This window comes from Dyadobacter sp. 22481 (genome assembly GCF_052044875.1).
Classification (GTDB): Bacteria; Bacteroidota; Bacteroidia; order Cytophagales; family Spirosomataceae; genus Dyadobacter; species Dyadobacter endophyticus.
In genome coordinates, this window is record NZ_JBQENV010000003.1 from 1,561,212 (window position 1) to 1,587,946 (window position 26,735).

Genomic DNA, 26,735 nt, shown 5'->3' on the forward strand with positions numbered 1-26,735 from the left:
AATATCACCATTTCTGATGCCACTTTGATGCTTGCAATACAAGACGAAAATAACAGTTTAACGTTCGGAAACACACAAGCTTCCACTGCGGTCATAGAAGCCAGGCATTTTGTCTGGCTTTTTTGTTACTTGCCGATTACAACCGTACATCGAAACCACCGTACCCACACCAATGAAGTCACTAACCCTTGCATTCCTAACAACCTTCCTGATCTCCTGCGGAAAACGGCATCATATTTTCCCGAAAGACGTAGTGGCGATCCGTCCGGTTTTCAAAGATTCTAGCTTTCAGCATCGTCAGGGATACCATGTCGGGAAAGATGTGATCGTTTATGATAAAATGAGTGAGAATGTTGAAGAATTCCTGGCGCGCAAAGTATCGGAGCGGGAAATGTTTCCCATGGATTCAACGCCGAACCGGATTTTCAAGCTGATTGGAGGTTTAGAATCTTTTAAAATGATACCGCTTCCAATAAAAACCGTCCCGCTAAGTGAATTCGGATATCTGGAATTGACGAATGGAAAGGTGGTCTTTTATGGCATCATGGGAATGGATGGATTTTTTGATTTGACCCACCGGCGCGGGTACCATGCGCCAGTCAGGAAGTAATGCCGCCGGATTAACCAACTCTCTAAAAACAAAGTCAGTAATCATTAGCAGCCCGGGACTTATTAGGACGCTAAACATGACCAATCCCCCTGGCAGGGTCCCTAATCCCATGAGAATAAAATTTTTACCTGCACTATTCCTGTTCGCCTCCGCGAGCGCATTCGCTCAGCAACCAGCAGCAAACCGCCCGACAGTCGTTGCGGGTTTTCCAGTCAATTACAATGAAGATTCCGTCGGGACTTACACCTTGCCTGAACTCCTGAAAACCGCCGACAGGAAACCGGTCACCACTGCCAAACAATGGACCGACAAGCGCCGTCCCGAATTGCTGCGGCTTGCGGAAGAAAATCAGTTCGGCAAAATGCCGCCCAAACCAAAAGATCTGGCATTCCATATATTCGATAAGGGCACCCCGGCCTTCAATGGAAAAGCCATTCGCAAGCAGGTGACGGTGTATTTTACAAAGGACACATCGGATCACAAAATGAACCTGCTGATCTACCTCCCGGCGAAGGCCGCCAAACCAGCGCCGCTATTATTGAATATTTCCTTCGCCGCCTACAACCAGATTATCGACGACACTGGCTTGCGCGTGGGCGAGATCTGGAACAAGGAAGGCCAAAAAGTGAAGGCCGACAAGCCTACACCGTTTGGCAAGCTCAATGTGGAGCAGTTCCTCGATGCCGGCATTGGCTTCGCGACGGTCTATTACGGCGATATCGAGCCGGATTTCAAGGACGGCCTGCGATACGGTATTCGCAAAATCTACCTCAAAAACGGTCAGTCGGAACCCGCCGCCGACGAATGGGGCGCTATCGCCGCCTGGGGCTGGGGACTCAGCCGCGCAATGGACTATTTCGAAACCGATCCGCAGATCGACGCCAAACGTGTAGCATTGCAGGGCGCCTCGCGACTTGGAAAAACGGTGCTTTGGGCTGGCATTCACGATCAGCGATTCAAAATGGTAATTGCCAGTATTTCCGGCGAGGGCGGTGCTGCGTTGGCGCGCCGCAATTATGGCGAGACGATCCGGCATATTTCCGACCCCTCGCGGTATTTATATCAGTTCGCGCCTAACTACCACGGCTGGGCCGACAAGGTGAACGAAATGCCGATCGATGCACATATACTCGTGGCGCTCATGGCCCCACGGCCGCTCTTGCTGCAAACCGGAAGCACTGACTACTGGTCGGATCCCAAAGGCGAGTTCCTGTCCGCGGTTGCGGCGGCACCTGTTTACCGTCTTTTTGGAGAGACAGGACCTGACGCTTCCGCTACTATGCCAGCGGCCGGGGATACGTCTTTGCTCATGAACAACCTCGGGTATTACATGCATGAGGGAGGACACACGGTGTTGCCGGAGGATTGGAAGTTGTTTGTGAGCTATATGCAGAAGTACTTGTAGGGAATTTAATAGCCTGTCTAAATGCCACGAAGGCACGAATTTGACACGAAGAATATTCGTGTTAATTCGTGCCTTCGTGGCATTGTAATATACCTAAAATTAAACTCGCGCATATTAATGCAAACGTTTGCATTAATATGCATTTACAGTTGCATTATCAGATTTAAATAGTTTATTTTGGCTCAAATTAAAGTATTTTATATTAATTAAAATATTTTAAAAATATATTTTCATCATAAACTTAGATTATTGGAAATGTCAAATATCGATAAGAAGATAAAGGTAGCGATCGTAGGTGTCGGAAACTGCGCTAGTTCACTGGTGCAGGGAGTTGAATACTACACACGGTATACAGAAAAAACCTCCGGACTGATGGCCGACGAGATTGGTGGCTACCGCGCCGAGAATATTGAATTTGTGTGCGGCTTCGAGGTCGACGAGCGCAAAATCGGTCTCTCATTGAAAGATGCCATTTTTACTAAGCCAAACTGCGCGATAGCACTTTATACGGAAGTGACCAGTAAAGCGCCGGTTTATCGCTCGCCGGTACTCGACGGCGTTTCGCCGCAAATGCTCGCCTACCCGGCCGATAACCGTTTCGTGATAAAGGAAGAACTCAAAGAAACCGATTTGCTGACCAGCGGCGAAAGGTATAACGAAGCATTGACCGCCACCATCCGCCAGGAAATCATCGCCCATCTACAAGCGCATGAGGTAGAAATATTGATAAACTACCTGCCGGTCGGGTCACAATTGGCAACGGAGTTTTACGCGGAGATCTGCCTTGAACTAGGTATTTCACTCGTCAACTGCATTCCGGTATTCATCGCGTCGGACCCGGAATGGGAGCAAAAATTCATTGACGCGGGCATTCCGATCATCGGAGACGACATGCGCAGCCAGTTTGGCGCAAGCATATTGTCCCAAATGTTGCAGGAACTGGCCTTCGAGCGCGGCCACCATGTGAAAGCACACATTCAGCGAAATGTGGGCGGCAACACCGATTTCCTGAATATGGAAGACAAAAACCGTCTGAAATCAAAGAAAATTTCCAAAGAGAATGTGATCCGTGCCCAAAACGACATCCGCGGCATTTCCACGGCCGACAGCTTCCTGCACGCGGGGCCTTCGGAATACATTGCATTTTACGGAGATAACAAAGTTGCCAATTTCCGCCTCGAACTCGAAGGCTTCATGGGCTCACCGGTGACGCTTGACGCACAGCTTTCGGTACAGGATTCACCCAATTCCGCCGGCGTGGTAATCGACGCCGTGCGCTATGTTTACGTTGCGCGCGAAATGGGGCTCGTGGGCGCATTGCGCGGCCCTTCGGCCGCCACCCAAAAAACGCCCCCGCAACAAATGATGTTCGCGGATGCAACTTATGAATGCCATGCACTGGCAAAACGCGAACTCACCGCATCGACCAGAAAACAGCTCAAACTGAGCCTGGAACTGGCCGATAAAATGGATTAATAACAGCAGACTTACTTCCCTAAACCCTTACTTTTCTAAACCGCTACTTCCCTGCGACCAGCACTTTTACGCCACGGTCTTCCAGGGATTTGATGGCCTCGTCCGAAACGCCCGCATCGGTTACGATGTACTGCACCTGGTCGAGGTCGCAAATCTTGCCAATTCCCCGCTTGCCGAACTTCGTATGGTCGGCAAGCACTACTACAACCTGCGCGGTACTAATCATCTTCTGATTCAGCCCGGCCTCGGTTAAATTACTGATAGACAACCCAAAATCGAAGTCAATCCCGTCGACACCGATAAACAGCACCCCGCAGGAAATATGTTCGAGAATATATTCGGCATAGGAGCCCGCCACGGAAGACGAGTTCTGGCGGATCAGTCCGCCTAGCTGTAACACCTCCACATTGGGCCTGTTACTGAGCTCCAACGTCACTTTTACCGCCGGCGTGATCACCGTGATCTGCTTCGTCGGATGCAGGCAGCGCGCCAGTTCAAATACCGTTGTCCCCGAGCCGATCATGATCGAATCCGTTTGCCGGATCAGCGTCAATGCCTCTCGCGCAATGCTTTGCTTTTCATTGGAATTAATGAATTCCTTCTCATTAATGGGCCGCTCGACTGCATAAGGGTTGTTCAGCGAACCTCCGCCGTGCGTCCTGAACAGCAGGTTTTTGTCTTCGAGTAGTTTAAGGTCCTTCCGGATTGTCACGCCGGAAACCTGCATTTGTTCCGACAGCTGTATGATACTCACCGTACCTGCCCTTTTCAGCTCCTGCAAAATGAATTGATGCCTTTCCGTAATTGTCATTTCGATACACTTTGAAAGCAAGTATAACCATAGTTTCCAAAACATGGAAACCTTCCCGCATATCCGTTCGCACCCATACCGCCAGATTCACTTTTTGAATAGAAGCTAATACCCTTACAAAAGACTGCATACGGCCTGGTTACTATCCCTAAGCGGACATTATCATTTCATTAACACTTAAAAGAGATTGTTTCTATTGCTTTAATATACTTTAATTTTGTTTAAATAATTTAATTTCACTTTGTTTGCATGGCTTTCATACTATACTATTCCATGAATTTTATGTATAATATGCCAACAGTAGACCAAATCGCTGCCGGAGCGCGGGATAGGCACCAAAAAGTGAAATAATTTTTAACTCATTGTTGCCAAAATGTAAAATTTAGGTCTACTCTAACCCTCGCCAACGCCAACCTCTTTATATTCCTAAACCAATCCAACATGACACCAACGACACCCTTTGACCGCATCGGATTGCCCAGGCACCTCGCCTGGGGCTATTTGGGTATTTTGATCTTCATGATGGGCGATGGCGTGGAGCAAGGCTGGCTCAGCCCCTACCTCCTCGACCGCGGGATGACCATCCAGCAGTCTGCCTCGCTATTCACCGTTTACGGCATTACCATCGCCATTTCGTCGTGGTTTTCAGGCGTGCTCGCCGAAGGGTACGGGCCACGCAAGGCCATGCTGATGGGTATTTTGCTGTACATCCTCGGCACGGTGGGTTTTGTGGGACTGGGCATGAAATCGCTGAATTTCCCCGTCATGCTGCTCACCTATGCGATCCGAGGGTTCGGGTATCCGTTGTTTGCGTATTCGTTTCTTGTGTGGATCACCTATCGCACACCTGAAAATGCGCTGGGGCGGGCGGTAGGCTGGTTCTGGTTTGTGTTTACCGGCGGGCTCAATGTCTTCGGTGCCTATTATTCAAGTTGGGCCATCGAGCGCATTGGTTACCAGAACACCCTTTGGAGCTCGATATTCTGGGTTTCCGTCGGGGCGTTTCTTGCATTGGTTTTAAACAAAGATCAATTCCACTCCACTGGTGAAGCTGCCGGAAAGGCCAAAGAACTTCTGAAAGGCTTCACGATTATCCGTGAAGAGCCCAAAGTGCTCATAGGCGGCATTGTGCGGATCATCAACACGACGGCCCAGTTTGCATTCCCGGTGTTCATGCCTACCTATATGGCTGCTCATGGGCTGTCGACGCAGGAATGGCTGTGGATATGGGGTACCATTTTTACCAGTAATATCATTTTCAACCTCATTTTCGGGTTCGTAGGCGACCGGTTGGGCTGGCAGAACACCATTATGTGGTTCGGAGGGTTCGGTTGTGGCGTGAGCACGTTGCTTTTTTACTATTCACCGGCGCTTTTCGACGGCAACTTCTGGCTCATCCTCATCCCGGGCATTCTATGGGGCGGATTACTCGCCGGATATGTACCATTATCGGCATTGGTACCGTCGTTGGTCAAAGAAGAAAAAGGTGCTGCCATGGCCATCCTGAACCTCGGTGCAGGCCTCCCGGTATTCATCGGCCCCGCCATCGTAGGACTCTTCATCGGCTCTATCGGCAGCGAAGGCGTGGCCTGGACATTGGCAATTTTGTACTTCATCAGCGCCGTACTGACGCGGTTTATAACGCTGCCGCAGAAGAGTAGCGTTGGGGAGAAGCATTTGACAGTTAATGACAACAATTGACACAATTTGACCGCCGACACCAATTATGAAAATCCTAATCACCGCCCCCTACCACGACAAGGCGCAGCAGGCATTAAAAGAACAATTCGGAGAGATCATCTATCAGCCATGGAAATTGCAGGAGCGCGCTTACAACGAGGGCGAGCTCATTGCATTATTGACAGAAACCGGGGCCGATGCCCTCATTACCGAACACGACCACGTGACCTCGGCTGTGATCGAAGCATTCCCCGGTTTACAGTTTATCGGCGTCTGCCGGGGGACGCCTTCCAATGTGGCAGTAGCCACCGCCACGGCCAAAGGCATCCCGGTTTTTAACACCCCCGCGCGCAATGCGCAGGCGGTGGCGGAAATGTTCATTGCCAACCTCATCAACCTCCTGCGCAACACGCTCGAAGGTATTGCGTGGCTGGAAGGGGAGCAATGGGAGGCCGGGGCGCACACTTCCTATTTACAATTTAAGGGGAACGAAATCGCGGGAAAAACGATCGGAATGGTCGGTTTTGGGGCTGTGGGGCAGACTATCGCCAATCTTGTAAAGCATTTTCCGGCCGAAATTCTCTATTATGATCCCTTTTACACCTCGGAGGATCCGGATTTTAAAAAGGTGAGCCTGGAAGACGTTTTCCGCCTCAGCGATGTAGTATCCATTCATTTACCGGTAAATAAAGAAACCGAGGGTATGGTTGGCAAGGAACTGATCGGGCTGATGAAAAAAGATGCCGTTTTCGTAAATACGGCCCGCGCGGTGGTCGTAAAGCGGGAAGCACTGCTTTCAGCCATCGAAAACAACAAGATTCGCGGGGCTATCCTCGATGTTTTTGACCACGAACCACCTGATGAACTGGATTATCGCCTCATCCATCACAAAAATGTACTAGCCACGCCGCACATTGCCGGGGCTACTTTTGAAGTGGAAGATCACCATGCCGACATTATGAACAAGGCCCTGCGTGACTTTTACCTAACAGGCAACCGCGCCATCCGCCAATTGGTGAACCGCGAAGTATTGTCTGTCAGAACCCATTAACCCAAAAGCAATGACATTGAAACAGGCTTACCTCGTGGCCGACATCGGCACCGGCAACGTGCGGGTCGCCATCGCCGACACCACCGGCGCTATCCTGGGCGTAGCGAGCGGCGATATGCAGTACGAAAAGGACATTCATTATCCCGAATCCATATTTTTCGACCCCAAGGCGCTTTGGCAACAGATTAAGAATCTGTCGTCGATAGCCCTGGCGCAGGCCGGACCGGTGACCATAGCAGCCGTGACGGCCACCAGCCAGCGCGAGGGCATTGTAGTACTCCACAGTACCGGCCAGTCGCTCATAGGCATGCCGAATATCGACCATCGCGGCCGGGAGTGGGAGGACGACGCACCCGACAAGCATGAAATTTACACGCTTACCGGCCGCTACCCCACTTCTCTTTTCTCTGCATTAAAACTCGTCGGTGTACGCGAACGCCGCCCGGACCTCTGGCAGCAGGTTGAAACGTTCGTCAGCATCAGTGACTGGGCGCAGTTCATGTTCAGCGGGGTGCAGGGCTACGAACATTCGCAAGCCTCTGAAACGCTGCTGTACGATGTCGCCAAAGGCGAATGGTCACCAAAACTTTGCGACATCTATCAGCTAGACAGTACGCTACTGCCGCCATTGGTGCGTTCAGGCTCGGTTTTGGGCAAAATATTACCTGCAATTGCACAGGAACTCGGTATTTCAGAAACGGCGGATGTGGTAGTTGGCGGCTCGGACACGCAGCTCGCTATCATGAGCCTCGAACCGTCCGTTGAAGATATCGTGATCGTTTCAGGCACCACCACGCCTATTATTAAGATTGAAGATCACTACGTAACCGACACCCAAGCCCGCACCTGGACCAACCGCCATACCGACAACACCAACTTCCTACTCGAAGCTAACGCTGGCGTTACGGGGCTGAATTACCAGCGGTTAAAAGAAATTTTCTATCCCAATGAACCCTACGAACTGATTGAAACCGAGGTAGCTGCCATTCGCGACACACATTGCGTAGGCGCGCTGGGCTCGTTGCTGGCCGGTGAAAAGTCGCCGCTTACCCGTGGCGGGTTTGTTTTCAACACACCCGTATCGCACCAGCTCAGCCGGGCGCATTTTGTGTGGGCCACACTTTGGGACATTGCGTGCAGCATTGCCGAAAACTACAACGTGCTCCGCGAAGTAGCGCACCATGAGCAGGGTTATGTCTGGATGTGCGGCGGAGGCGTGCAGAGCGGACTCCTAAGGCAGTTTATAGCCAATTTGTTGGGTGTAAAAGTGATGATACGCACCAACTATCGCCAGGCCTCGGTCTCGGGCGGGGTGGTGATTTGCAACAATGCACTAGGCATTCCAAACCATACGCCAGAGACGTTGCAGGTTACAGAGCCCGATGGCAACAATATTCACCTGAAATGGCACACCGAATGGAAAAACGCACGAAATACATTAAAATCATTTACGCACCAATAATTCCACCCGACACAAACGCACCTTCATATTTGTCGGCGCCGCGACTGTCGATACCTCGCAATAATTTATTGTTAATCGAAAATTGATCAATTAAATGCATTCATATTTCATTGGAATCGACGTCGGGACGCAGGGTGTGCGGGTGGTGTTGCTCGATGAAACAGGTGGAACGGTCGGCAGTAGCGAGAAAATCTTTCCGCTCACGGCACATTCGCGCGAGGAGCAATCGCCGGCTTTGTGGTGGGAATCGGCGTTCGAATGCCTGCAAAACCTGCTCGTCTGCGTTCGGGGAAGCGTTGATTTAAATGCCGTCAAAGCGATTTCGGTCACCTCCACGTCCGGCACGGTGATCCCGCTCGGCGAACATAACGAACCGCTGCACAATGCACTGATGTACTCCGATACCCGCCCTGCGGCCGAAGGGAAATATTGCCGGGAAACGGCGGAGCGGCTCCACCCGGACGGCTACACGGGTTTTAATGCGTCCAGTGGCCTATCCAAAATGGTGTGGTATTCCAACCATTTCACCGAAAAAGCGGCGCGGATCAAGACCTGGATCCATGCAACCGATTTTATCATCGGCAAACTCTGCGGCGATTTTTCAATAACAGACTATACCAATGCATTGAAGTCCGGCTTCGACGTCGGCACAGGCGAATGGCCTTCCTACTTGACGGAACATTTACCGTTGCGAAAAGAATGGCTGCAAAGCGTAGTCCCTTCCGGCACTGCAATAGGTACATTGCTGCCCGGTTTATCGCAAAGATTAGGAATCAACGCCATAGAGGTAATAGCAGGCATGACCGACGGTTGTGCTTCGCAAGTCGCTTCAGGCGCGGTACAGCCAGGAGATTGGAATACCACTATCGGCACCACGCTCGTGGTAAAAGGCGTAACAACACGGGAAATCCGAGACCCGGAAGGCCGCGTTTACAGCCATCGCCATCCCGAAGGTTACTGGATGCCCGGTGGCGCGGGTAATATCGGTGCCGACTGGGTTTCAGCGGGCTTTACCGATAGTCTCGAATTGCTGAATAAGGCGGCAGCAATACTCATTCCCACCGGACTGATCGCTTATCCGTTGTTGCAGCAGGGCGAACGTTTCCCCTTCATCGCACCGCACGCACGGGGTTTCACGCCTGAAAATGCAAGCCAGGAAGCTACTTTTACCGCCAACATGGAGGGCGTCGCATTCGTCGAGCGTTATGCCTATGAAGTAATCGAGAACCTGTCGGGCGAAAAAGTGAAAGCGGTGTACACCGCGGGAGGCGGGAGCAACAGCGATGTTTGGCTCACGATCCGCGCCAATGTACTCAACAAGCCCGTTCACAAATGCGGCAATGTGACCGGTGCCGCCGGGGCGGCGATCGTCGCGGCGGCGGGTTCGCATTTTGGGACGCTCACGCAGGCTGCACGCGCGATGACGCGCATTGAAAAAACCATCCAACCGGAACCAGCCCTGACCGAAGCTTACGAGCAGCAATACCAGGTTTTTATCCAAACTTTAACTCAAAAAGGTTTCATACCAGGCCCCGTGCCCATCATCCATTGACCATGCTTCACGTGTATCTGCTCCGTCACGGAGAAACTTTCTGGAACGCCGACCGCAACCGCTACTGCGGCGCTACGGACATCGGATTAACCGAAAAAGGCCTTCAACAAGCACATTTGGCCGCCTCATTGCTGAAAGGCATTCATTTCGACGCCGTGTATACTTCGCCCCTGCAACGCGCGCACCACACCGCCACGATTGCTTCGGGTAACTATCCCGGTATCACCGTCGACCAGCGATTGGTCGAGGCCTCGTTCGGAGAATGGGAGGGAAAAACGCGAGCGGAGTTTATAGCCGAAAACCCTGCGCTCTGGGACGCCTGGGCGCAGGAGCCTGACTACGCACGTGCGGGCGGTACGGGCGAGACGGCCGTCGAGATTGTGACGCGTGTGGATGATTTTTTCAATGATATTTCAACAAAACATCCCAACGGCACGGTGCTGGTGGTTGCGCATAATGCCGTAAACCGGTTTTACATGGCCTGGAAACTGGGTATGCCGCTAAAAAATTACCGGCAGATCGTCCAGGAGAACTCTTCGGTGACATTATTCAGCCTCGACGGGCAGGGCGAATTCAGTCTTTTGAAACTCAATTGCCGCTCTTAATTTTTGCTATTATTATGAAAAACAAATTCCTTAACCCATTTGTACTAGCCGCGCTGCTTGCAATGGGAAACCATATTTCCAGCCATGCGCAGAACAAACTAAACGTTCTGAAAATCAAGACTGCGAAAGACCTGCACGCCTATTTTCAATTCACCGGCAACGACCCGATCCTCATCACCGGCCACCGCGGCGGCATGGTAAAAGGCTTCCCCGAAAACTCCATCGCCACTTTTGAAAATACATTGAAACACACCCCGGCATTCTTCGAAATCGATCCGCGGCTGACGAAGGATAGCGTGATGGTACTCATGCACGACGCCACACTGGACCGGACGACGACCGGCACGGGCAAGCTGTCGGATTACACTTATGAAGAACTCAAAAAATTCCGCCTGAAAGACGCCGAAGGCAACGTTACCGACTTCCCGATCCCGACGCTATCCGAGGTCATCGAATGGGCGCGTGGAAAAACCGTCCTCAACCTCGACCACAAGGATGTTCCCCTTGCGATGACGGCAGCATTGATCCGAAAGCACAAAGCAGATGCATTCGTGATGCTTACCGTCCACAGCGCCGCGGAAATGACCTATTATTTATCCCAAAACAAAAACCACACCTTCTCCGCATTCGTCCGGAATATGAAGGAATATGCGGATTACGAAAAGGCCGGGGTACCCTTCGACCAGATGATCGCCTACATTGGCCCGCACGTCAAGCCCGAAAACAAGGAATTGTATGCATTACTGAACAAAAAAGGCACTATGTGCATGATCTCGGCTGCATCGTCCTACGACAAACTCAAAACCCCCGAAGAGCGCAAAGCCGCCTACCTTGCCATTGCGAAAGATGGCGCCTCCATTCTCGAATCGGATTTACCAATCGAGGCCGCGGAAGCGGTAAAGGAATACGCCCAGAAGGAAAGCCCTAAGCAGCGGTTTTTTGGTAAGAGATAGCGCGGTTTCGCCCTATGGTCCCTGTGCAAAGCCGGACGAATCCTGTCCGCTTTTGAACAGGGATTTTTCGTTAAACACGCACAATTTCAACGCAAATACAGTTTTCATCATCTGGCAAGATATTTTACATACAGAAATAGATATAATAACTACGGACACATTCTATGAGACGAAGCGATCTAGGTGAATTTGAAGAAATCGTACTGCTGGCAGTGGCTGCACTGGCGCCGGGCGCCTACTCGGTGAGCATTGCGGAAGAGCTCGAAAGTGAAACCGGGCAAACCGTGAGCACCGGTGCCGTACATGCCGCACTGCAACGGCTGGAACAGAAAGGTTACCTGAACTCGCACCTCGGCGAGGCCACGCAGGAACGCGGCGGAAGACGCAAACGGCTGTTTGCCGTTACAGCTTACGGCGGCAAGATCCTGCACGAAGCCCGTTCCGTGCGGAACAGCCTCTGGAACCGCATTACGCCTGCCGAATTATCAAAAATGGGCCTCGATTTTTCAAACAGCTGAACCATGCAACCACTCCCTCCCCGCTGGCTCGATAAGCTGGCCACGCGCATCTGCGCCCCGCACCTGCGCGAAGAACTCCTCGGCGACCTCCACGAGCGCTACGCCCTGCACCACCGCCGCACAGGCGCACGCAAGGCCAATTTCTTTTTCCTCCGCGAAGTGGCTGCATTGCTCCGACCCTCGATCATGCGGCGAAAACCGTCGCCATACGGCTCGCCATCCGCATTCAGCCGCGATATGCTGCGTAATTATTTCAAAATCGGCTCGCGGGTTTTGGTAAAAAACAGGGGCTATTCGCTGATCCATTTGACGGGGCTTTCCATAGGATTGTGGGCTTGCATGATGGTGGCTACCGTGGTGATCGATAGCCTTTCGTATGACCGGCAATGGGGCAGGAAGGATGATATTTACAGGATTGTAACAAGGAGCAAAATGGGTGCCGACATCGTCGAACGATCGAGCTCCTCGCCGGAGGCTCTGGGCCCCGAATTGCAAAAAAACTACGCAGAAGTAGAATCGTGGTCGCCGCTGGATGCTACTACACTTCATTTCAAAATTCATCCTGGTGACAGCGACGGCGTGGAAACGCATTTGCTCACCGCCGATACGGCCATCAGCCAAATTCTCGACATTAAATTGCTCGCAGGAAGCTTTCAGCCTTCCACCCAAAACGGATGGAAGCTCGCGGTAAGCAAGTCGTATGCGGCAAAGATTTTCCCGGGCCAGGACCCAATCGGTAAAATCATCCATAATATTCCAACATTCGATTCGCAGCCGGTGGCCTACGAAGTTACTGCCCTAATCGACGACATTCCGTACAACAGCCACCTCCGTGCAGACGCGATCAGGATCCGGTCCAGGAAGATTGAGCCGCTCCTAAGCTCCGGCTACATGACCTACGGCCGCAGCTACATTAAGCTCAAACGCGGCACCGACGTACATGCATTTGCCCGCAAGGTGAATGCATGGTATGCAGGTTTTATGAAAAATAGCGGACGGGAACAGTTTGAATTTCAGCCTTTGCAGGACATTTACCTTCATTCCGATTTCGCGGAGGGACAGAACATCAAGGCCAATGCACGTACCATTTATATTTTTGCCGGTGTGGCATTATTGCTGCTTTTCATTGCCTGCGTGAACTTCGTCAATCTCAGTACGGCGAAAGCATTTGCGCGGATCAAAGAAACCGGTGTGCGGAAAATCCTCAGCGGCTCCCGACTCCAGCTCATAGTGCAGTTGCTTACCGAAACCCTGCTCCTCTTCGGACTATCTACCTGCATTGCTTTCTTTGCCTACTACTTCACATTGGCGCCAGTGGAAAACTTCCTGGGTCACAAGCTCGTGATCACCTTCATTTCGGGCGCCGGGATGGCCGCCGCGGCATTGGCTACAATTTTCATCACCTCGCTCATCACGGGCGTTTACCCGGCCTGGATGGTATCCGGCTTCAAACCAGCCAATACCTTGCGGGGAATCATGACGTCGGCATTGGGACGGAATGGCCTGCGGAAAACGCTCGTCGTGGCACAGTTCAGCATTTCCATTGTGGTACTCCTGGCGACGATCGTGGTATGGCAGCAGGTTCGCCTGATGAAAGACAAGGAACTCGGGTACAAAAAGAATGACTTGCTAAGCATCGAACAGATTTCCTGGGAAGGCAAAGGCAATGTTTTCAAAACCGAAATACAGCGCATTCCGGGCGTAGTTTCCAGCAGTATTGCTTTCTGGCTGCCAACCGAGGGCGGCGGCTATATGAGGCGAAACATCAAAGACCCTGCCGACGCGACGAGACAAATCGCGATATGGTATATTGCCGGCGACATCGACCTGCCGCAAACCTTAGGCCTGAAATTGATGAAAGGCCGGATGTTCAGCGACCGTTATGCCGATGCGCTCAATGGAGATTCGCTTCAAAAAATCAGTTTTGAACTGTTTGAAAAAGCCCAAATGAACCAGAACGCGTTGATTACTACCACAGCCGCACGAATGCTGGGTATCAGGGAACTGGACAAGCACGTCGAGAATGCGAGCTCGGTGCCAGTCGGAATTGTCGGCGATTTTCACAACGAATCACTCTACGAGCCTATCAAACCGACGATTATACTCGCTCGGAAGTCGCCGGACTACGGCGGTATGCTCATCCGCATTCGGCCAGGCACCGAAAAGCAGGTCGTAGCCTCCGTGGAAAAACTCGGAAAGCAGTTTTTGCCCCACAAATCACTACGCATCAACAACGTTGGAGACCAGATTTTCAAACAATACGAAGCCGAATCCAAACTGCACCAGCTTTTCCTTTTTTTCAGCGGACTGACGATGTTCCTTTCCGCATTGGGCATTTTCGGGCTGGTGGTGCAGGCGGCGGAGCAGCGGGCGAAGGAAGTAGGCATCCGCAAGGTGCTGGGCGCGTCGGTAGCAGGTATTGTAGGATTGATTTCGAAGGATTTTGTTAAACTGGTGATGATCGCCATCGTGGTAGCTTCACCATTGGCCTGGTACGGCCTTCAAAAGTGGCTGGAAAGTTATCCCTACCGGACGGCAATCCATTGGTGGGTGTTTGCCGTAACGGGCCTGGCGGCATTGGTCGTGACGATCGGAACGGTGAGTTTCCAGGCGATCCGCACAGCTACCGCCGATCCTGTTCGCAGCCTTCGTAACGAATAATCGATTTAGGGAATTAAAGTACAGAGATGCCACTTTAATTCCCCATTTTGAGCTGCTGGCAGTACGCGTATGCGCTTTTTAAGTTAGCATAACAATTGTACTGTTTTTGTCAGCACCAAAAATCAACAACCCTCATGCAAATGCTCTCCGGCCTGGGCAAAGCCCGGTACATTCCCCTCCTGATTCTTTTTACGCTCGCGATCATGCAATCCTGCCGGAAAAACCCGAAGGAAATGACTGACGAGGAGCTTGCCGTGGCGATCAGTGAAAAGAAAACTTATCAGCAACTACTCGATCTCGCAGGCAATGCGGGGATCGATACGCGTAAATTCGAGGCGAAGGCCGGCACGCAGCCGGTATTTGGATTGTTGGAAGAATTAGCGTTCGGGCACAAGCCCACCATCCGGTTTACCCAGAAAAAAATCAAAACCGACACTACATTGATCCGCGACGCGGCCGAGGAGCTTGTTAACGGGCAATCTGTGGAAAAGGTTCTGGAAAGACTAGAACCGGTTTTTCCGGTTTATCATAACCTGAAAATCCATTACACCCGGTTATTGAAGGAGCAGAAAAAGGACAGCGCGGCTTACGTGGCCCAAACGCTGAATGCTTATCGCTGGATTCACCGGCAAATTCAGGGCGCACCGCGGTTTGTAGTGGTCAATATCCGGGGCGCATACCTGACAGCGATGGATTCCGCCGGCCAGCACGTGCTCACCATGCGTACCATCGTGGGTAAGCGCGACACGCCTACGCCTACGATCGACACCTACGCGACCAGCATTGTCACGCACCCCTACTGGAATGTGCCCAAAAGCATTGCGATTAAAGAGATTTTTCCGAAAGCTGCGGCAAACCCGGAGTATCTGGCCAAAAACCGCATTCAGGTGATCGACAAGGACGGACAGGCGATAAATCCTGAAGAATTGGAATGGGGCGACCTAACCGCCGAAAAATTCCCCTACCGTTTCAGGCAGGAAACCGGTGAAGACAACTCGCTGGGTTTACTAAAAGTGGAGATCAAAAACCCTTTGGCGATTTACCTGCACGACACAAATGCAAGATACCTGTTCAAAAGCGACCAGCGCTGGCGCAGCCACGGGTGCGTACGCGTGCAACATCCGACCGACCTGGCCAACTATATGGCTGGTACCAAACTGCTCGACAGCGATTTCATGGCCGAGCCCGATACAGTTTCGCACCCGCCGAAGTGGCACAAGCTGAAAGTGAGGGTTCCGGTGTTTTTGCTGTATTTACCGGCGGATTGTAATCCGAAAGGCGATTTGATGTATTTCCCCGATGTTTACAAACGCGAAACGCCCAATGCCTGAACATCGGCCATTGCTTCCATACCGGCCAGCAAAGAAGATTTTTGAATATAATGCTGGTCACCGGAATAAATGAAGAGTCCGGCCCCATTGTAGAGCATATTGATCAGCTTTTTGGAATCGGCGATCGACACCGCGGGGCAGCCAAGGCTGCGGCCGAGTCTGCCGGTGTTTCTGATAAACGATTCACTCACATAGTCCGCTCCATGCATGACGATCGCGCGCTCCAATGCACGGTCGTTAATGCCTTTTTCAAGTCCTTCCAGCCGAAGCGAAAGGCCATGCTTTCCCTGGTAAGTACCTAATGTTTTATAAAAACCCAAACTGGATTGGAAAGAAGAGTTCGCATTGGAAAAGCGCTCGGCAAACTCGCTCCCGGAATTACGGCCATGCGCTACATAAGTATTTAAAAGCACTTTCTTTTTCAGCAAATCAATGACATACAGCCGCTTATTACGCGAAGATTGTGTAAAGTCGCAAATCGCCATGATCGGGTTATCGAGTTTGATTTTTTGAAAACCAAACCATGCACAATAGAATGCACGTTCCGACAAGCCCTGCTTTTTCAGGCCCAGCGAGTCATACAATGAAATCCATTCGGAACGGGTAACAGCCGAATCGGTCTTAGCGAACGGCAATTTTTTGGTGGTAGAAATTCTGGAAAGTAGGTCGGCCCGGTGAACACTTAATGAAATGCCTGCTGCTATCAATACCGCTGCCAAAACCCCATGCGCTTTTGTCATTTCTTATTGTTTTATTGAGTATGTGCTTCAAAATCAATCGAGAAGATGCGCTGCTAAGCGACCCTAGCCTAACAGGCCTTAAAACGCAAATGGTTCCGAAAAATTTCAGAACCATTTGCAATATACTAACTATCAATTACTTATAAGAAATAATTCTCAACTTTTTCCTGACCTTAACTACCCAGTCATTCAATCATTCAATTTCATCATTTCTTCTCAATCCCCGCTAATACCCGCCCGATATCATTAGCCCGGGCCATATAAGAAAGACTGGCATCCATATCCCGGCCGTCGATAGCGTCTTTGAATTTTTTGAGTAGTTCGATATAGTCCCCCAATGCCTTGGAAACATTCTTTTTGTTTTGGTCAAAAATCGGTGCCCACATTTGCGGGGAGCTTTTCGCAAGGCGGACTGTGGAAGAAAAACCGGTGCTCGCCATATCGAAGATTGCACGCTCGTCGCGTTCCTTGTCCAGCACGGTCATACCCAATGCAAAAGAGCTGATGTGGCTCAGATGCGACACATAAGCCAAATGCAGATCGTGCTCCACGGGCTGCATATAATGGATTTTCATGCCTACATCGCGCAGGAACGTTTCGACCAATGCCAATGAATCCGGATTGCTCTTTTCTTTGTCGCAGATGATCACGTTTTTATCAATCAAAAGCTCCTTGAATGCCGCACCCGGGCCTGAGTTTTCGGTACCGGCCATGGGATGCCCCGCTACAAACTGGCCACGTTTGGGATGTTTGTCCGCCAGTTTGCAGATCAATTCCTTCGTAGAACCCAAATCCGTGATCGTCCGGCCATCCGGCAGATGATCGAGCATGTAGGGCAGCAATTTGGTAATGGCGTCCACGGGCGTCGCCAGCACGTTCAGCTCCGATACCTGCAATGCCTCGTCGAGCGTCAGGATCTCGTCCACGATCCCTTTCGCCAGTGCTATTTTCTGATTAACCGACGAGTTATCCACGCCCACGAATTTCACGTGCGGGTATTTCTCGCGCAGCCCCAGGGCAAACGACCCGCCCAGCAAGCCGACCCCTATGATACTGATTATCATTATTTTTAAAATTAAATATCCTGAAACATTACCCTTTGATCCGCTCCACCGCCTGCCAGATTCTTTCCTTCGGCAGACATAACGATAAACGGATATAACGCTGACCTTTCGGGCCAAAAATGAAGCCCGGTGCAATGAAAACGTGCTTTTCAACCAGCAGGCTATTCACGAGCGCTTCCGCCGATTCCGTGGAATCGGACAGCTTGCCCCAGAGGAACATGCCTTCCTGCTTGTCGTCCCACGTGCAGCCGAGCGTGCGCAAAAGCGCTTCGGACGCTTCCAGACGGCCCTGGTACACGGCATTGCGCTCCGCATGCCATTCGGCAGAGTTACCCAATGCTTTCGCGCCAGCTTCCTGCATTGCCCAAAACATCCCCGAATCAACATTGCTTTTGATCGTCAGCACCGCGCTGATGTATTCCTTCGCGCCCGAAAGCCATCCGAGCCGCCAGCCGGCCATATTATGCGACTTGCTCATCGAGTTCAGCTCGATCGCCACCTCTTTGGCACCTTCCACAGAAAGCAGGCTGATCGGCGCTTTCTTATTCAGGATCAGGCTATATGGGTTATCATGACAAAGCAATATGCGGTGCTTTTTAGCAAATGCAACTGCTTCTTCGAAAAGCTCCTGCGTCGCGGGCGCGCCCGTGGGCATATGCGGGTAATTAAGCCACATGAGCTTCGTTTTCGGCGTCACGAGACTTTCCATGGCAGTCCAGTCGGGCTGCCAGCCGTGATCTTCGCGCAGCGGGTATTCTTTCACCACCGCGCCCACCATCTGGCTTACGGCACGGTAGGCCGGGTAACCCAGCTCGGGCACCAGCACCTCGTCGCCTGGATCGAGGAATGTCAGCGATATATGGGTAATGCCCTCTTTCGAACCAATGAGCGGCAATATTTCGGAATTCGGATCGAGTGTTACACCATAGGTACGATAATAAAAATCTGCAACTGATTTTCTGAAAGCGGGGGTGCCTGTATAAGGCTGATAACCATGCGCCTGCGGTTGATAGGCAGCGGTTGTCAATGCTTCCAGCGTTTCTACTGAGGGCATCATATCCGGGTTTCCGATCCCGAGATTGATGACGTCATGCCCTTCGGCAATCAGTTTGCGCACTTCGGCCAGCTTCACCGAGAAATAGTATTCCGATGTCTGCCTGGTGCGCTGTGCAGTTTCTATAATCATTATAGTGAATTGAATTGTGCTTTTAGCCATTGGCTATCAGCTGTTAAAATGTCCGTCCGGAACAGCCCGGCGAAACGGGGCGCAATTTACGACAATTTCCTGGCGGCACATCCTCCCATTTACCTATCTTCAATCCAATTTCTCTAAATTGCGATATGAATAAACTACGTATCCTTGCCCTTTTTACCGTATTTCTGGCCGGTTGTTCCAAACCTTCCGAGCAAATCATGGTTGCTACGGCTGCCAATGTGCAATATGTGATGAAGGAAATCCAGCAGGAATTCGAGAAAGAATCCGGGAAAAAGATCGAGATCGTAGTGGCATCGTCCGGCAAACTCACTACGCAAATCCGCGAAGGCGCGCCATTCGACGTGTTTGTGTCGGCCGACACGAAGTATCCCGAGGAAATCTTCAAAAACGGCGGCTCTGACCGGAAGCCGGAAGTTTACGCAACGGGCACATTGGTATTATGGTCCAAAGACATTCCCGAAACTGATCTTAACCCGGAAGTATTAGCGACCGGGAAAGTCAGAAAAGTAGCCGTCCCCAATCCCCAGACGGCGCCATATGGCCAAGCAGCCGTTGAGGCATTGAATGCTTTGAAACTTTACGAACAAACAGAAAAGAAACTGGTTTACGGTGAAAGTATCGCCCAAACCGCTCAATATATCACAACCGGCTCGGCAGAAGCCGGTTTTAATGCGTTATCCATTGTACTTTCCCCCGAAATGAAAGGCAAGGGGCATTATATCATCGTAGATTCAAGTCTTTATAAACCAATTCAACAAGCGGCTATCCTATTAAAACATAGCGCAGATTCGCCCAAAAAAGCGTCGAGCGAGCAGTTTTATCAGTTCCTGTATTCAGCCAAAGCGAAGGCAATTTTTAAAAAGTATGGGTATCGATAGTCAACCTCTCTGGCTCACTTTTAAACTCGCCGGCATCACCTCCATTCTGCTGCTCGTAATCGCCCTGCCGATCGCCTACTGGCTGGTTTTTGGGAAGTTCAAAGGGCGTGGTGTGGTGGAGGCGCTGATCGGCATGCCGCTCGTGCTGCCGCCGTCGGTGATCGGTTTTTATTTGCTGCTGGCATTCAGCCCCTCGCATTGGTTTGGAGCCTGGATTGAAGAATGGCTGGGTTTGCGATTGGTATTCTCGTTTCCCGGACTTGTGATTGCTTCGATTTTGTACAGCCTGCCGTTTATGGTTTACCCGATCCGCGCCGGGCTGCAATCGCTGCCGGTGTCGTTGCGGGAAGCTTCCTACACGCTTGGGAAAAATGAATGGCAAACATTTGTACAAGTGCTCCTGCCCAATTGCAAACCGGCGATCCTGACAGCATTCGTACTCACATTTGCGCATACGGTGGGAGAGTTCGGTGTGGTACTGATGATCGGCGGGAACATTCCAGGCGTAACCAAGGTGGCATCCGTGGCCGTCTATAACGAGGTGGAGGCATTGAATTACCCGGCAGCCAACGAATACGCCATGGTGCTTTTTGCTGTCACTTTCATTATTTTGCTGCTGGTTTATTCCATTAACAACCGACTGCTCCGTGTCCGACAGCCTGCTTGACGTCCATATCCAGCATACTTTGCATACCGCTCATGGTATCCTGCCCATGGAAGTCGACTTTTCGCTTGCCAAAGGCCACATGATGGCCTTAACAGGTCCATCCGGAGCGGGCAAAACCACCTTGCTACGGCTCATCGCCGGGCTTATACACCCCGAAAACGGGCGCATTACATTCAATGCCGAACAATGGCTGGATTCGGCCTCGCGCGTGCATTTGCCCGCACAAAAACGCCATATCGGCTTTGTTTTTCAGGATTATGCATTGTTCCCGCACATGACGGTGCATAAAAATCTGCTGTTTGCTTTGGCACAAAATCAATCTGCCGAAATCGTCGACGAGTTACTGGAAGCAACGGGCCTTTCGCAACTGGCCGACCGGAGACCTGCCCAACTCTCGGGCGGCCAGCAGCAGCGCGTCGCCCTCGCGCGTGCGCTCGTACGCAAGCCCGAACTGTTGCTGATGGACGAACCTTTCGCCGCGCTTGACCCGGAAATGCGTTTACAGTTGCAGGATTTGCTTTTGAAACTGCATCGCCAACACAATTTCTCCATCATACTCGTAACGCACGACATAGGTGAAATTTTCCGCCTCGCCGATCAGGTCGCCATCATGGAAACGGGCAAAATCACCCAATTTGGCACACCATCCCAGGTTTATGTGGCCGACGCCGAGCCGCAGGGCTTGTCGGTTTACGGAGAAGTCCTAACCTGCGAACGCCAAGGCGAAATGCTCGCTGTCAACGCCTGGATCGACGGTAAAATCAGGCGATTCATGATACCAGCAAACCTCGAATCCGACATGCAGCCAGGCGTCACATTCACATTAAACTACACCGCCAACAATGCCGAAATTCGAATTATTGACCACTGACCGCCGATTGTTAGATTGAATACCGTCGATCGATCTTAATTTGAAATACAATCGGCGATCGGGTGTCAGGGTCAAACCCCAACCATAAGGGTATTTCCCACAGCAACCTGTCTTTTTCCAAAATCCATACTTAACACTAAACCATGAAAGTATTTTTCAAACTGCTGCAAATTGCCATTATCGCGCTTCCACTACTTGCCATGCGTGCCGACAAGCCACTTCGAGTCGTTTTCTTCGGCGATTCCATTACCCAGGCGGGCGTGAGCCCTACCGGCTACATTACCAAGGTGGGTGAAATGCTAAAATCCAAAGGTCAGGAAGGCCAATATGAACTCATCGGCGCAGGTATCGGCGGTAACAAGGTGTACGACCTCTATTTAAGGCTGGAAGATGATGTTTTGGCTAAAAAGCCGGATGTGGTATTCATTTATGTGGGTATCAACGATGTTTGGCACAAAGCATCCTCCGGTACCGGTACCGATCCCGACAAATATGTGAAGTTCTACGAGGCTTTAATTAAAAAATTGAAAGCGCAGAATATCCGCGTGATCGTCTGCACGCCGACGGTCATCGGCGAGCGCAATGACAATTCCAACCAGCAAGACGGTGATTTGAACCAGTATTCCAAACTGATCCGCGAAATCGCGACGCGGAACAACCTGCAACTCCTCGACCTGCGCAAGCATTTCCTCGATTACCTGGCTAAAAACAATCCGGAAAACAAGGAAAAAGGCGTTCTAACAAGCGACCGCGTGCATTTGACCGAAGCTGGCAACCAGTTTCTGGCTGAAAAGATGCTGGAAGCTTTGGAGCAGAAATAAGTTTGGTATTCCGAATACTTGAATCGATCCCGGGAATCTGTTTCCGGGATTTTCTTTTTTCAGGCATCTATTTTGCCGTTTAATAACCGCTAACGTCACCTGATCATTGGTTTCGGGAAGAAAGTAGGATAAGTACAAAATTGAAATCGGGGCTGGTCCGCCCCGGTTTCACACTTCACTTATTCTAAATTTTTACCTATGAAACAATCCCGTAGCCTCCTTTCCCAGTCCGTCGCGACGGCCGCTCTTGCCCTTTTCGTTTACACACTTTACATTCATTTTCAGCATTATTCTCCTATCCAATCGCGACACGGAAATAAGCCAACCGCCTCCGCTCGAAATATACCCAGCGAATCGAACAGGATTTCACCCGGCCTTTCGGAAACCATCGCCGACCGCGAGTACCACATTTCCTATGATCATGAGAAGCATATCTTCCAAAGCCCGAACCGCCGGCATAACCTTCGGGCCCGCTATCGACCGGGGCATTTGACGATTCAAAACCGCACCGATTCTCCGGGCCGGCAATTCTCTCTCACATTACAAAACGAGGGCATATTCGCAGACGGACGTCTAATCCACAAGCCTGGCCCCGACGCTCAGGTTGAAACGAAGGAAAACCGGCTGCAAATTTGTCACGACGGATTTATAGAGGAGTTTATCAACGATCAGGCTGGCGTAAGGCAGAATTTCATCATCCACCAGGCTCCGGCAGACGCACAACAATTGCAGGTGGCACTCACAGCCAATGGCCTGCGGGCAATCTCAAAAGGGGAGAGTGAATTATTATTCTTCTCAAAATACGATGCGTCTCAACCAACCCTTATTTACCGTGACCTGCGGTGCTGGGATGCAGAACAAAGGCCGCTCACAGCGCATTTGACGGCCCATGGCGAACATATTCAAATCACCGTTGACGTCGCAAATGCCACTTACCCGGTCACCATCGATCCGCTTGTCGTCAATGGTGGTCCGGGAAACGCCGACGCACTTTTCGAATCAGATCAGGCCAATGCGCTACTGGGCTTCTCGGTTTCTTCTGCGGGGGACGTCAATGGGGACGGTTACAGCGATATTCTCGCAGGCGCACCGCATTACGATCATGGCGAGACTGACGAAGGCGCGGTTTTTCTCTATTACGGTTCGGCCAACGGACTCAATCCGGTTCCCTATCTTTTTGAGAGCAACCAGGCGGATGCCGAGATGGGTCACTCGGTATCGAATGCAGGCGATATCAATGCCGACGGATTTGGTGACATTGCCATCGGTGCCCCTTCTTACGACAAAGGGCAGAACGACGAGGGGGTAGTTTTCGTCCATCTCGGTTCCGCAAACGGTATCAAACCCAACCCTGTCGCCATTCTGGAAGGTAATCAGCCGGAAGCGAAATTTGGCATATCCATCGCCTTGGCTGGCGATATCAATGCCGCCGGTCACAGCGATTTGCTGGCAGGTGCCAACCATTTCGACCAAGGACAAGTGAACGAAGGCGCCGCATTCGTTTTTTATGGTTCCAAATCGGGTATCCTACCCAACAAGGTTACAACACTGGAAATGAATCAGCCCAATGCCATGATGGGATCCGCGGTGGTCGGGGCCGGGGATTTAAATGGAGATGGTTTCAGCGACATCGCAGTGGGAGCGCCATTTTACGATCAGGGACAAACCGAGGAAGGCGGCGCATTTGTATATCTCGGGTCAGTCAGCGGGCCGGTTAATCTTCCTGTAATCATTCAAAGCGGTCAGCCGTTCGCGCATATGGGCAGTGCCTTGGCATGTGCGGGTGATATCAATGGGGATGGTTATTCTGACATCATTGTCGGTTCCCCGCATTATGACAAGGTATTCAAAGATCAGGGGTTGGCAAGCATCCATTTCGGCTCGGCGATGGGAGTCGCGACCACCCCCTCCATAGAATTTACCGGAAAACAAATGGAAGAGGAATTCGGCTACCCGGTCGCCTGCGCGGGCGATGCCAATGGCGACGGATACGCCGATGTGATGATTGGCAGCCGCTACCAGGGCAAAGGATTGGCCGACGAAGGCGTCGTTACCATTTATGCCGGTTCCTCGGCAGGACTTGCTAAAAAGCCATTATCTATCCTAAAAAGCAACCAGGCCAATGCATTGCTGGGCTGGTCGTGCGCGAGTGCGGGAGACATGAATGGCGATGGGTTTAGCGATATCATCGCAGGCACACACCTGTATGATCACGGACAAAAGGATGAAGGTGCAGTCCTCGTGTGGCATGGAAGCGCCACCGGGCCCGACACCGCCAACGTCATCGCATTGCTCTCCGGTCAGCCGGAATCTGCATTTGGCTATACCGTTTCGGGTGCGGGGGATGTGAATGGGGATGGTTATGATGATGTGGTAGTCGGTGCGCCGCGTTATGACAACGGACAAAATGACGAGGGCGCTGCATTTGTTTTTTTGGGCAATTCCAACGGTTTAAATCAGATCCCTGCCACGATGCTGGAAGCAGACCAGGCTGAGGCTGGCTTCGGCGCTTCGGTGTCGGCCGCGGGCGATGTAAACGGCGACGGTTATGGGGACATTATCGTCGGTGCCATGCATTACCACAATGGCGAAGATGAAGAAGGCGCTGCATTTGTTTATAGCGGATCTCCCGCCGGCATTAACCCAAATCCTGTAAAACTCGAAAGCAATCTCACCGGCGCCTGGTTCGGGTGTGCCGTCGCACACGGGGGCGACCTCGATGGGGATGGCTATTCAGATATCCTTGTAGGAGCGATGAATTATTCCAACGGTGAATCCGGAGAAGGTGCTTGCTACATCTTCCCTGGCTCAGCCACAGGCCCCGATGTCGCCGGTAAACGCATCCTCGAGAGCAACCTCGAAGACGCCCGGATGGGCAACTCCGTCGCAGCGGCCGGTGACCTGAATGGCGACGGGCATGACGACATTGTGATAGGTGCTTACAGCGTCGGGGATTATGATGCGGGTGCGATATTCATCGGCTATGGTCAGGGAAACACATTGGCTTCGCTTACGAGCGAACTCATTAAGGGTATCCACGACCAGGCGCATTTCGGCTGGGACGTTTCGGGTGCAGGTGACGTTAACGGGGACGGTTTCCAGGACCTGATCGTCGGGGCACACAGTTATGATAACGGAGACGGTGCTGCGTTTCTGTATTACGGCTCTCCCTCTGGAATTATGCCTTTGAATGTTACAGAGCTACATTCTCACGAAACCGCAATGGCCGCGGCCATGGGGGAATCCGTCGCAGGCGTGGGCGATCTGAACGGTGACGGTTACGGCGATGTCGCAGTCGGCGAACCCTGGTTTATAGATGAAAACACCTCTGTAACTACGGGAATGACGATGATTTTTTATGGCACCCCAGCCGGTATCGGAACCAGCCCGCAACGCATTACCGGCAATCTGAATGACGAATTCGATTTCTTTGGCTGGGCAGTAAGCGGCGCCGGGGATTTGAATGCAGATGGGTACAGCGACATGCTCATTGGCTCACCCAATTTCAGCTCCGCCCAAACCGACGCCGATGCGGCTTTTGTCTATTATGGGAACAACGGCACCGGTTTACGGAACACCCTCCGGCTTTACAATTCCGACCTCACGACCATACTCAACCAAACCCAAAAGAGTAAAGGCGACTTTGGTATCGGCCTTTTCGCCAAATCTTTCCTGGGCCGCAACCAGGGAAAACTCGTGTGGGAATCCATCGCCAGTGGACAGGGCTTTTCAAAAGGAGCCAACAATACAATCACGACCAGTACGGTTATTGGTGGTACTCAAAAAGGGTTCAGCCATTTGCTATCGAATGGTGTTGAATTAAAAAATCTGATTCTCAAACAGGGGATTTCCACAAAGGTGCGGGCGCGGGTGAAGTATAGTCCTGTGGTGGCATTGACTGGCCAAACCTATGGCCCGTGGCGTTATCTGCCTGCTGATCTGATGGGCAACAGCACTTCCCCGTTACCTGAAAAGGCTTTGAGCGATATGTCGGCGACCATCAGGAGAAAGACAAATACAGACGTTGCTCAGCCGGACGGGTTTAGCGTTTACCCGAATCCAACTTCTGATCTTCTTCATATTTGGCATGAACGTCCTGAACTGGTGAGCGGCATTAAATTGCTTAACCCGGACGGTAAATTGGTAATTGATGTCGCAAATCTTAATGCGCCCATCAATGTGAAGAATCTTACTGCCGGTACTTATTTTCTGACCATCATGAAAACTGACGGCACGCGCACCACCTGCAAAATCCTGATACGCCGCTGAATGCGGAGAAAAAGAACAATGTACTAATAAGGTTTAGGGTAATGCAAAAGGCGTTCGCGAGGTTCGTGAACGCCTTTTTATTTGGAGCCTTGAT

The 26,735-nt window shown here is 51.4% G+C and carries 21 protein-coding genes; 17 read left to right on the forward strand and 4 right to left on the reverse strand.

Translation table 11 applies throughout. The features are described 5' to 3' along the window. Positions 1 to 172 precede the first annotated feature (172 nt). From ACTJJJ_RS25300 to ACTJJJ_RS25310, 3 genes are all read left to right on the forward strand, one after another. Positions 173 to 610: a hypothetical protein gene (locus tag ACTJJJ_RS25300; RefSeq protein WP_440703390.1), complete on the forward strand. Its 438-nt coding sequence runs from the start codon at positions 173 to 175 to the stop codon at positions 608 to 610. Between the two features lie 109 nt (positions 611 to 719). After that, positions 720 to 2,015 carry a glucuronyl esterase domain-containing protein gene (locus ACTJJJ_RS25305; protein ID WP_440703391.1) on the forward strand — a complete coding sequence of 432 codons (1,296 nt, stop codon included), beginning with the start codon at positions 720 to 722 and terminating at the stop codon, positions 2,013 to 2,015. Between the two features lie 255 nt (positions 2,016 to 2,270). Further along, positions 2,271 to 3,491: an inositol-3-phosphate synthase gene (locus ACTJJJ_RS25310; protein WP_188936916.1), complete on the forward strand. Its 1,221-nt coding sequence runs from the start codon at positions 2,271 to 2,273 to the stop codon at positions 3,489 to 3,491. A 43-nt stretch (positions 3,492 to 3,534) separates the two neighbouring features. Here ACTJJJ_RS25310 and ACTJJJ_RS25315 read toward each other — a convergent pair whose 3' ends face one another. After that, positions 3,535 to 4,302 carry a DeoR/GlpR family DNA-binding transcription regulator gene (locus tag ACTJJJ_RS25315; RefSeq protein ID WP_188936918.1) on the reverse strand — a complete coding sequence of 256 codons (768 nt, stop codon included), beginning with the start codon at positions 4,300 to 4,302 and terminating at the stop codon, positions 3,535 to 3,537. A 441-nt stretch (positions 4,303 to 4,743) separates the two neighbouring features. On the opposite strand from ACTJJJ_RS25315, the gene ACTJJJ_RS25320 reads away from it, so the two are divergent. The 9 genes from ACTJJJ_RS25320 (at position 4,744) to ACTJJJ_RS25360 (ending at position 16,115) form a co-directional block, all read left to right on the forward strand. Then, on the forward strand, positions 4,744 to 6,003 hold the full coding sequence (locus ACTJJJ_RS25320) for an MFS transporter (RefSeq protein WP_440703392.1): 1,260 nt from the start codon (positions 4,744 to 4,746) through the stop codon (positions 6,001 to 6,003). Positions 6,004 to 6,028: 25 nt separating this feature from the next. Beyond that, positions 6,029 to 7,033: a 2-hydroxyacid dehydrogenase gene (locus ACTJJJ_RS25325; protein ID WP_440703393.1), complete on the forward strand. Its 1,005-nt coding sequence runs from the start codon at positions 6,029 to 6,031 to the stop codon at positions 7,031 to 7,033. 10 nt (positions 7,034 to 7,043) lie between these two features. Then, positions 7,044 to 8,495 (forward strand): FGGY-family carbohydrate kinase, encoded by a 1,452-nt coding sequence (locus tag ACTJJJ_RS25330; RefSeq protein ID WP_440703394.1) that lies wholly within the window; start codon positions 7,044 to 7,046, stop codon positions 8,493 to 8,495. 94 nt (positions 8,496 to 8,589) lie between these two features. After that, a complete protein-coding gene (locus ACTJJJ_RS25335) occupies positions 8,590 to 10,047 on the forward strand; it encodes an FGGY-family carbohydrate kinase (protein ID WP_440703395.1) in 1,458 nt (485 codons plus the stop codon). Positions 10,048 to 10,049: 2 nt separating this feature from the next. Further along, on the forward strand, positions 10,050 to 10,652 hold the full coding sequence (locus ACTJJJ_RS25340) for a histidine phosphatase family protein (RefSeq protein ID WP_440703396.1): 603 nt from the start codon (positions 10,050 to 10,052) through the stop codon (positions 10,650 to 10,652). A 14-nt stretch (positions 10,653 to 10,666) separates the two neighbouring features. Further along, positions 10,667 to 11,605 carry a glycerophosphodiester phosphodiesterase family protein gene (locus ACTJJJ_RS25345; RefSeq protein ID WP_440703397.1) on the forward strand — a complete coding sequence of 313 codons (939 nt, stop codon included), beginning with the start codon at positions 10,667 to 10,669 and terminating at the stop codon, positions 11,603 to 11,605. A 164-nt stretch (positions 11,606 to 11,769) separates the two neighbouring features. After that, positions 11,770 to 12,123 (forward strand): PadR family transcriptional regulator, encoded by a 354-nt coding sequence (locus ACTJJJ_RS25350; protein WP_188936929.1) that lies wholly within the window; start codon positions 11,770 to 11,772, stop codon positions 12,121 to 12,123. A gap of 3 nt (positions 12,124 to 12,126) precedes the next feature. Then, on the forward strand, positions 12,127 to 14,784 hold the full coding sequence (locus ACTJJJ_RS25355) for a permease prefix domain 2-containing transporter (protein ID WP_440703398.1): 2,658 nt from the start codon (positions 12,127 to 12,129) through the stop codon (positions 14,782 to 14,784). 134 nt (positions 14,785 to 14,918) lie between these two features. Further along, positions 14,919 to 16,115 carry a L,D-transpeptidase family protein gene (locus ACTJJJ_RS25360; protein WP_440703399.1) on the forward strand — a complete coding sequence of 399 codons (1,197 nt, stop codon included), beginning with the start codon at positions 14,919 to 14,921 and terminating at the stop codon, positions 16,113 to 16,115. Here the strand turns inward: ACTJJJ_RS25360 and ACTJJJ_RS25365 are convergent. From ACTJJJ_RS25365 to ACTJJJ_RS25375, 3 genes are all read right to left on the reverse strand, one after another. Continuing rightward, positions 16,088 to 16,855, reverse strand: coding sequence for a murein L,D-transpeptidase catalytic domain family protein (locus ACTJJJ_RS25365; RefSeq protein WP_440703400.1), 768 nt, complete (start codon positions 16,853 to 16,855; stop codon positions 16,088 to 16,090). The genes ACTJJJ_RS25360 and ACTJJJ_RS25365 overlap by 28 nt on opposite strands. Before the next feature lie 206 nt (positions 16,856 to 17,061). After that, complete coding sequence (locus ACTJJJ_RS25370) at positions 17,062 to 17,919, reverse strand: prephenate dehydrogenase (RefSeq protein WP_188936937.1); 858 nt, start codon at positions 17,917 to 17,919, stop codon at positions 17,062 to 17,064. Between the two features lie 28 nt (positions 17,920 to 17,947). After that, on the reverse strand, positions 17,948 to 19,105 hold the full coding sequence (locus ACTJJJ_RS25375; RefSeq protein WP_440703401.1) for a pyridoxal phosphate-dependent aminotransferase: 1,158 nt from the start codon (positions 19,103 to 19,105) through the stop codon (positions 17,948 to 17,950). A 155-nt stretch (positions 19,106 to 19,260) separates the two neighbouring features. Between ACTJJJ_RS25375 and modA the strand changes: the two genes are divergently transcribed. The 5 genes from modA (at position 19,261) to ACTJJJ_RS25400 (ending at position 26,641) form a co-directional block, all read left to right on the forward strand. Next, positions 19,261 to 20,013 (forward strand): molybdate ABC transporter substrate-binding protein, encoded by a 753-nt coding sequence (modA, locus tag ACTJJJ_RS25380; protein WP_440703402.1) that lies wholly within the window; start codon positions 19,261 to 19,263, stop codon positions 20,011 to 20,013. After that, positions 20,000 to 20,680, forward strand: a complete 681-nt coding sequence (gene modB / locus ACTJJJ_RS25385; RefSeq protein WP_188936946.1) for a molybdate ABC transporter permease subunit — start codon at positions 20,000 to 20,002, stop codon at positions 20,678 to 20,680. The genes modA and modB overlap by 14 nt, the downstream gene beginning before the upstream one ends. After that, a complete protein-coding gene (locus tag ACTJJJ_RS25390; protein ID WP_440703403.1) occupies positions 20,661 to 21,551 on the forward strand; it encodes a sulfate/molybdate ABC transporter ATP-binding protein in 891 nt (296 codons plus the stop codon). The genes modB and ACTJJJ_RS25390 overlap by 20 nt, the downstream gene beginning before the upstream one ends. A 143-nt stretch (positions 21,552 to 21,694) precedes the next feature. Next, positions 21,695 to 22,372: an SGNH/GDSL hydrolase family protein gene (locus ACTJJJ_RS25395; RefSeq protein WP_440703404.1), complete on the forward strand. Its 678-nt coding sequence runs from the start codon at positions 21,695 to 21,697 to the stop codon at positions 22,370 to 22,372. A gap of 198 nt (positions 22,373 to 22,570) precedes the next feature. Beyond that, entirely contained in the window at positions 22,571 to 26,641 is a 4,071-nt protein-coding gene (locus ACTJJJ_RS25400; RefSeq protein ID WP_440703405.1) for an FG-GAP-like repeat-containing protein, read from the forward strand. Positions 26,642 to 26,735 lie beyond the last annotated feature (94 nt).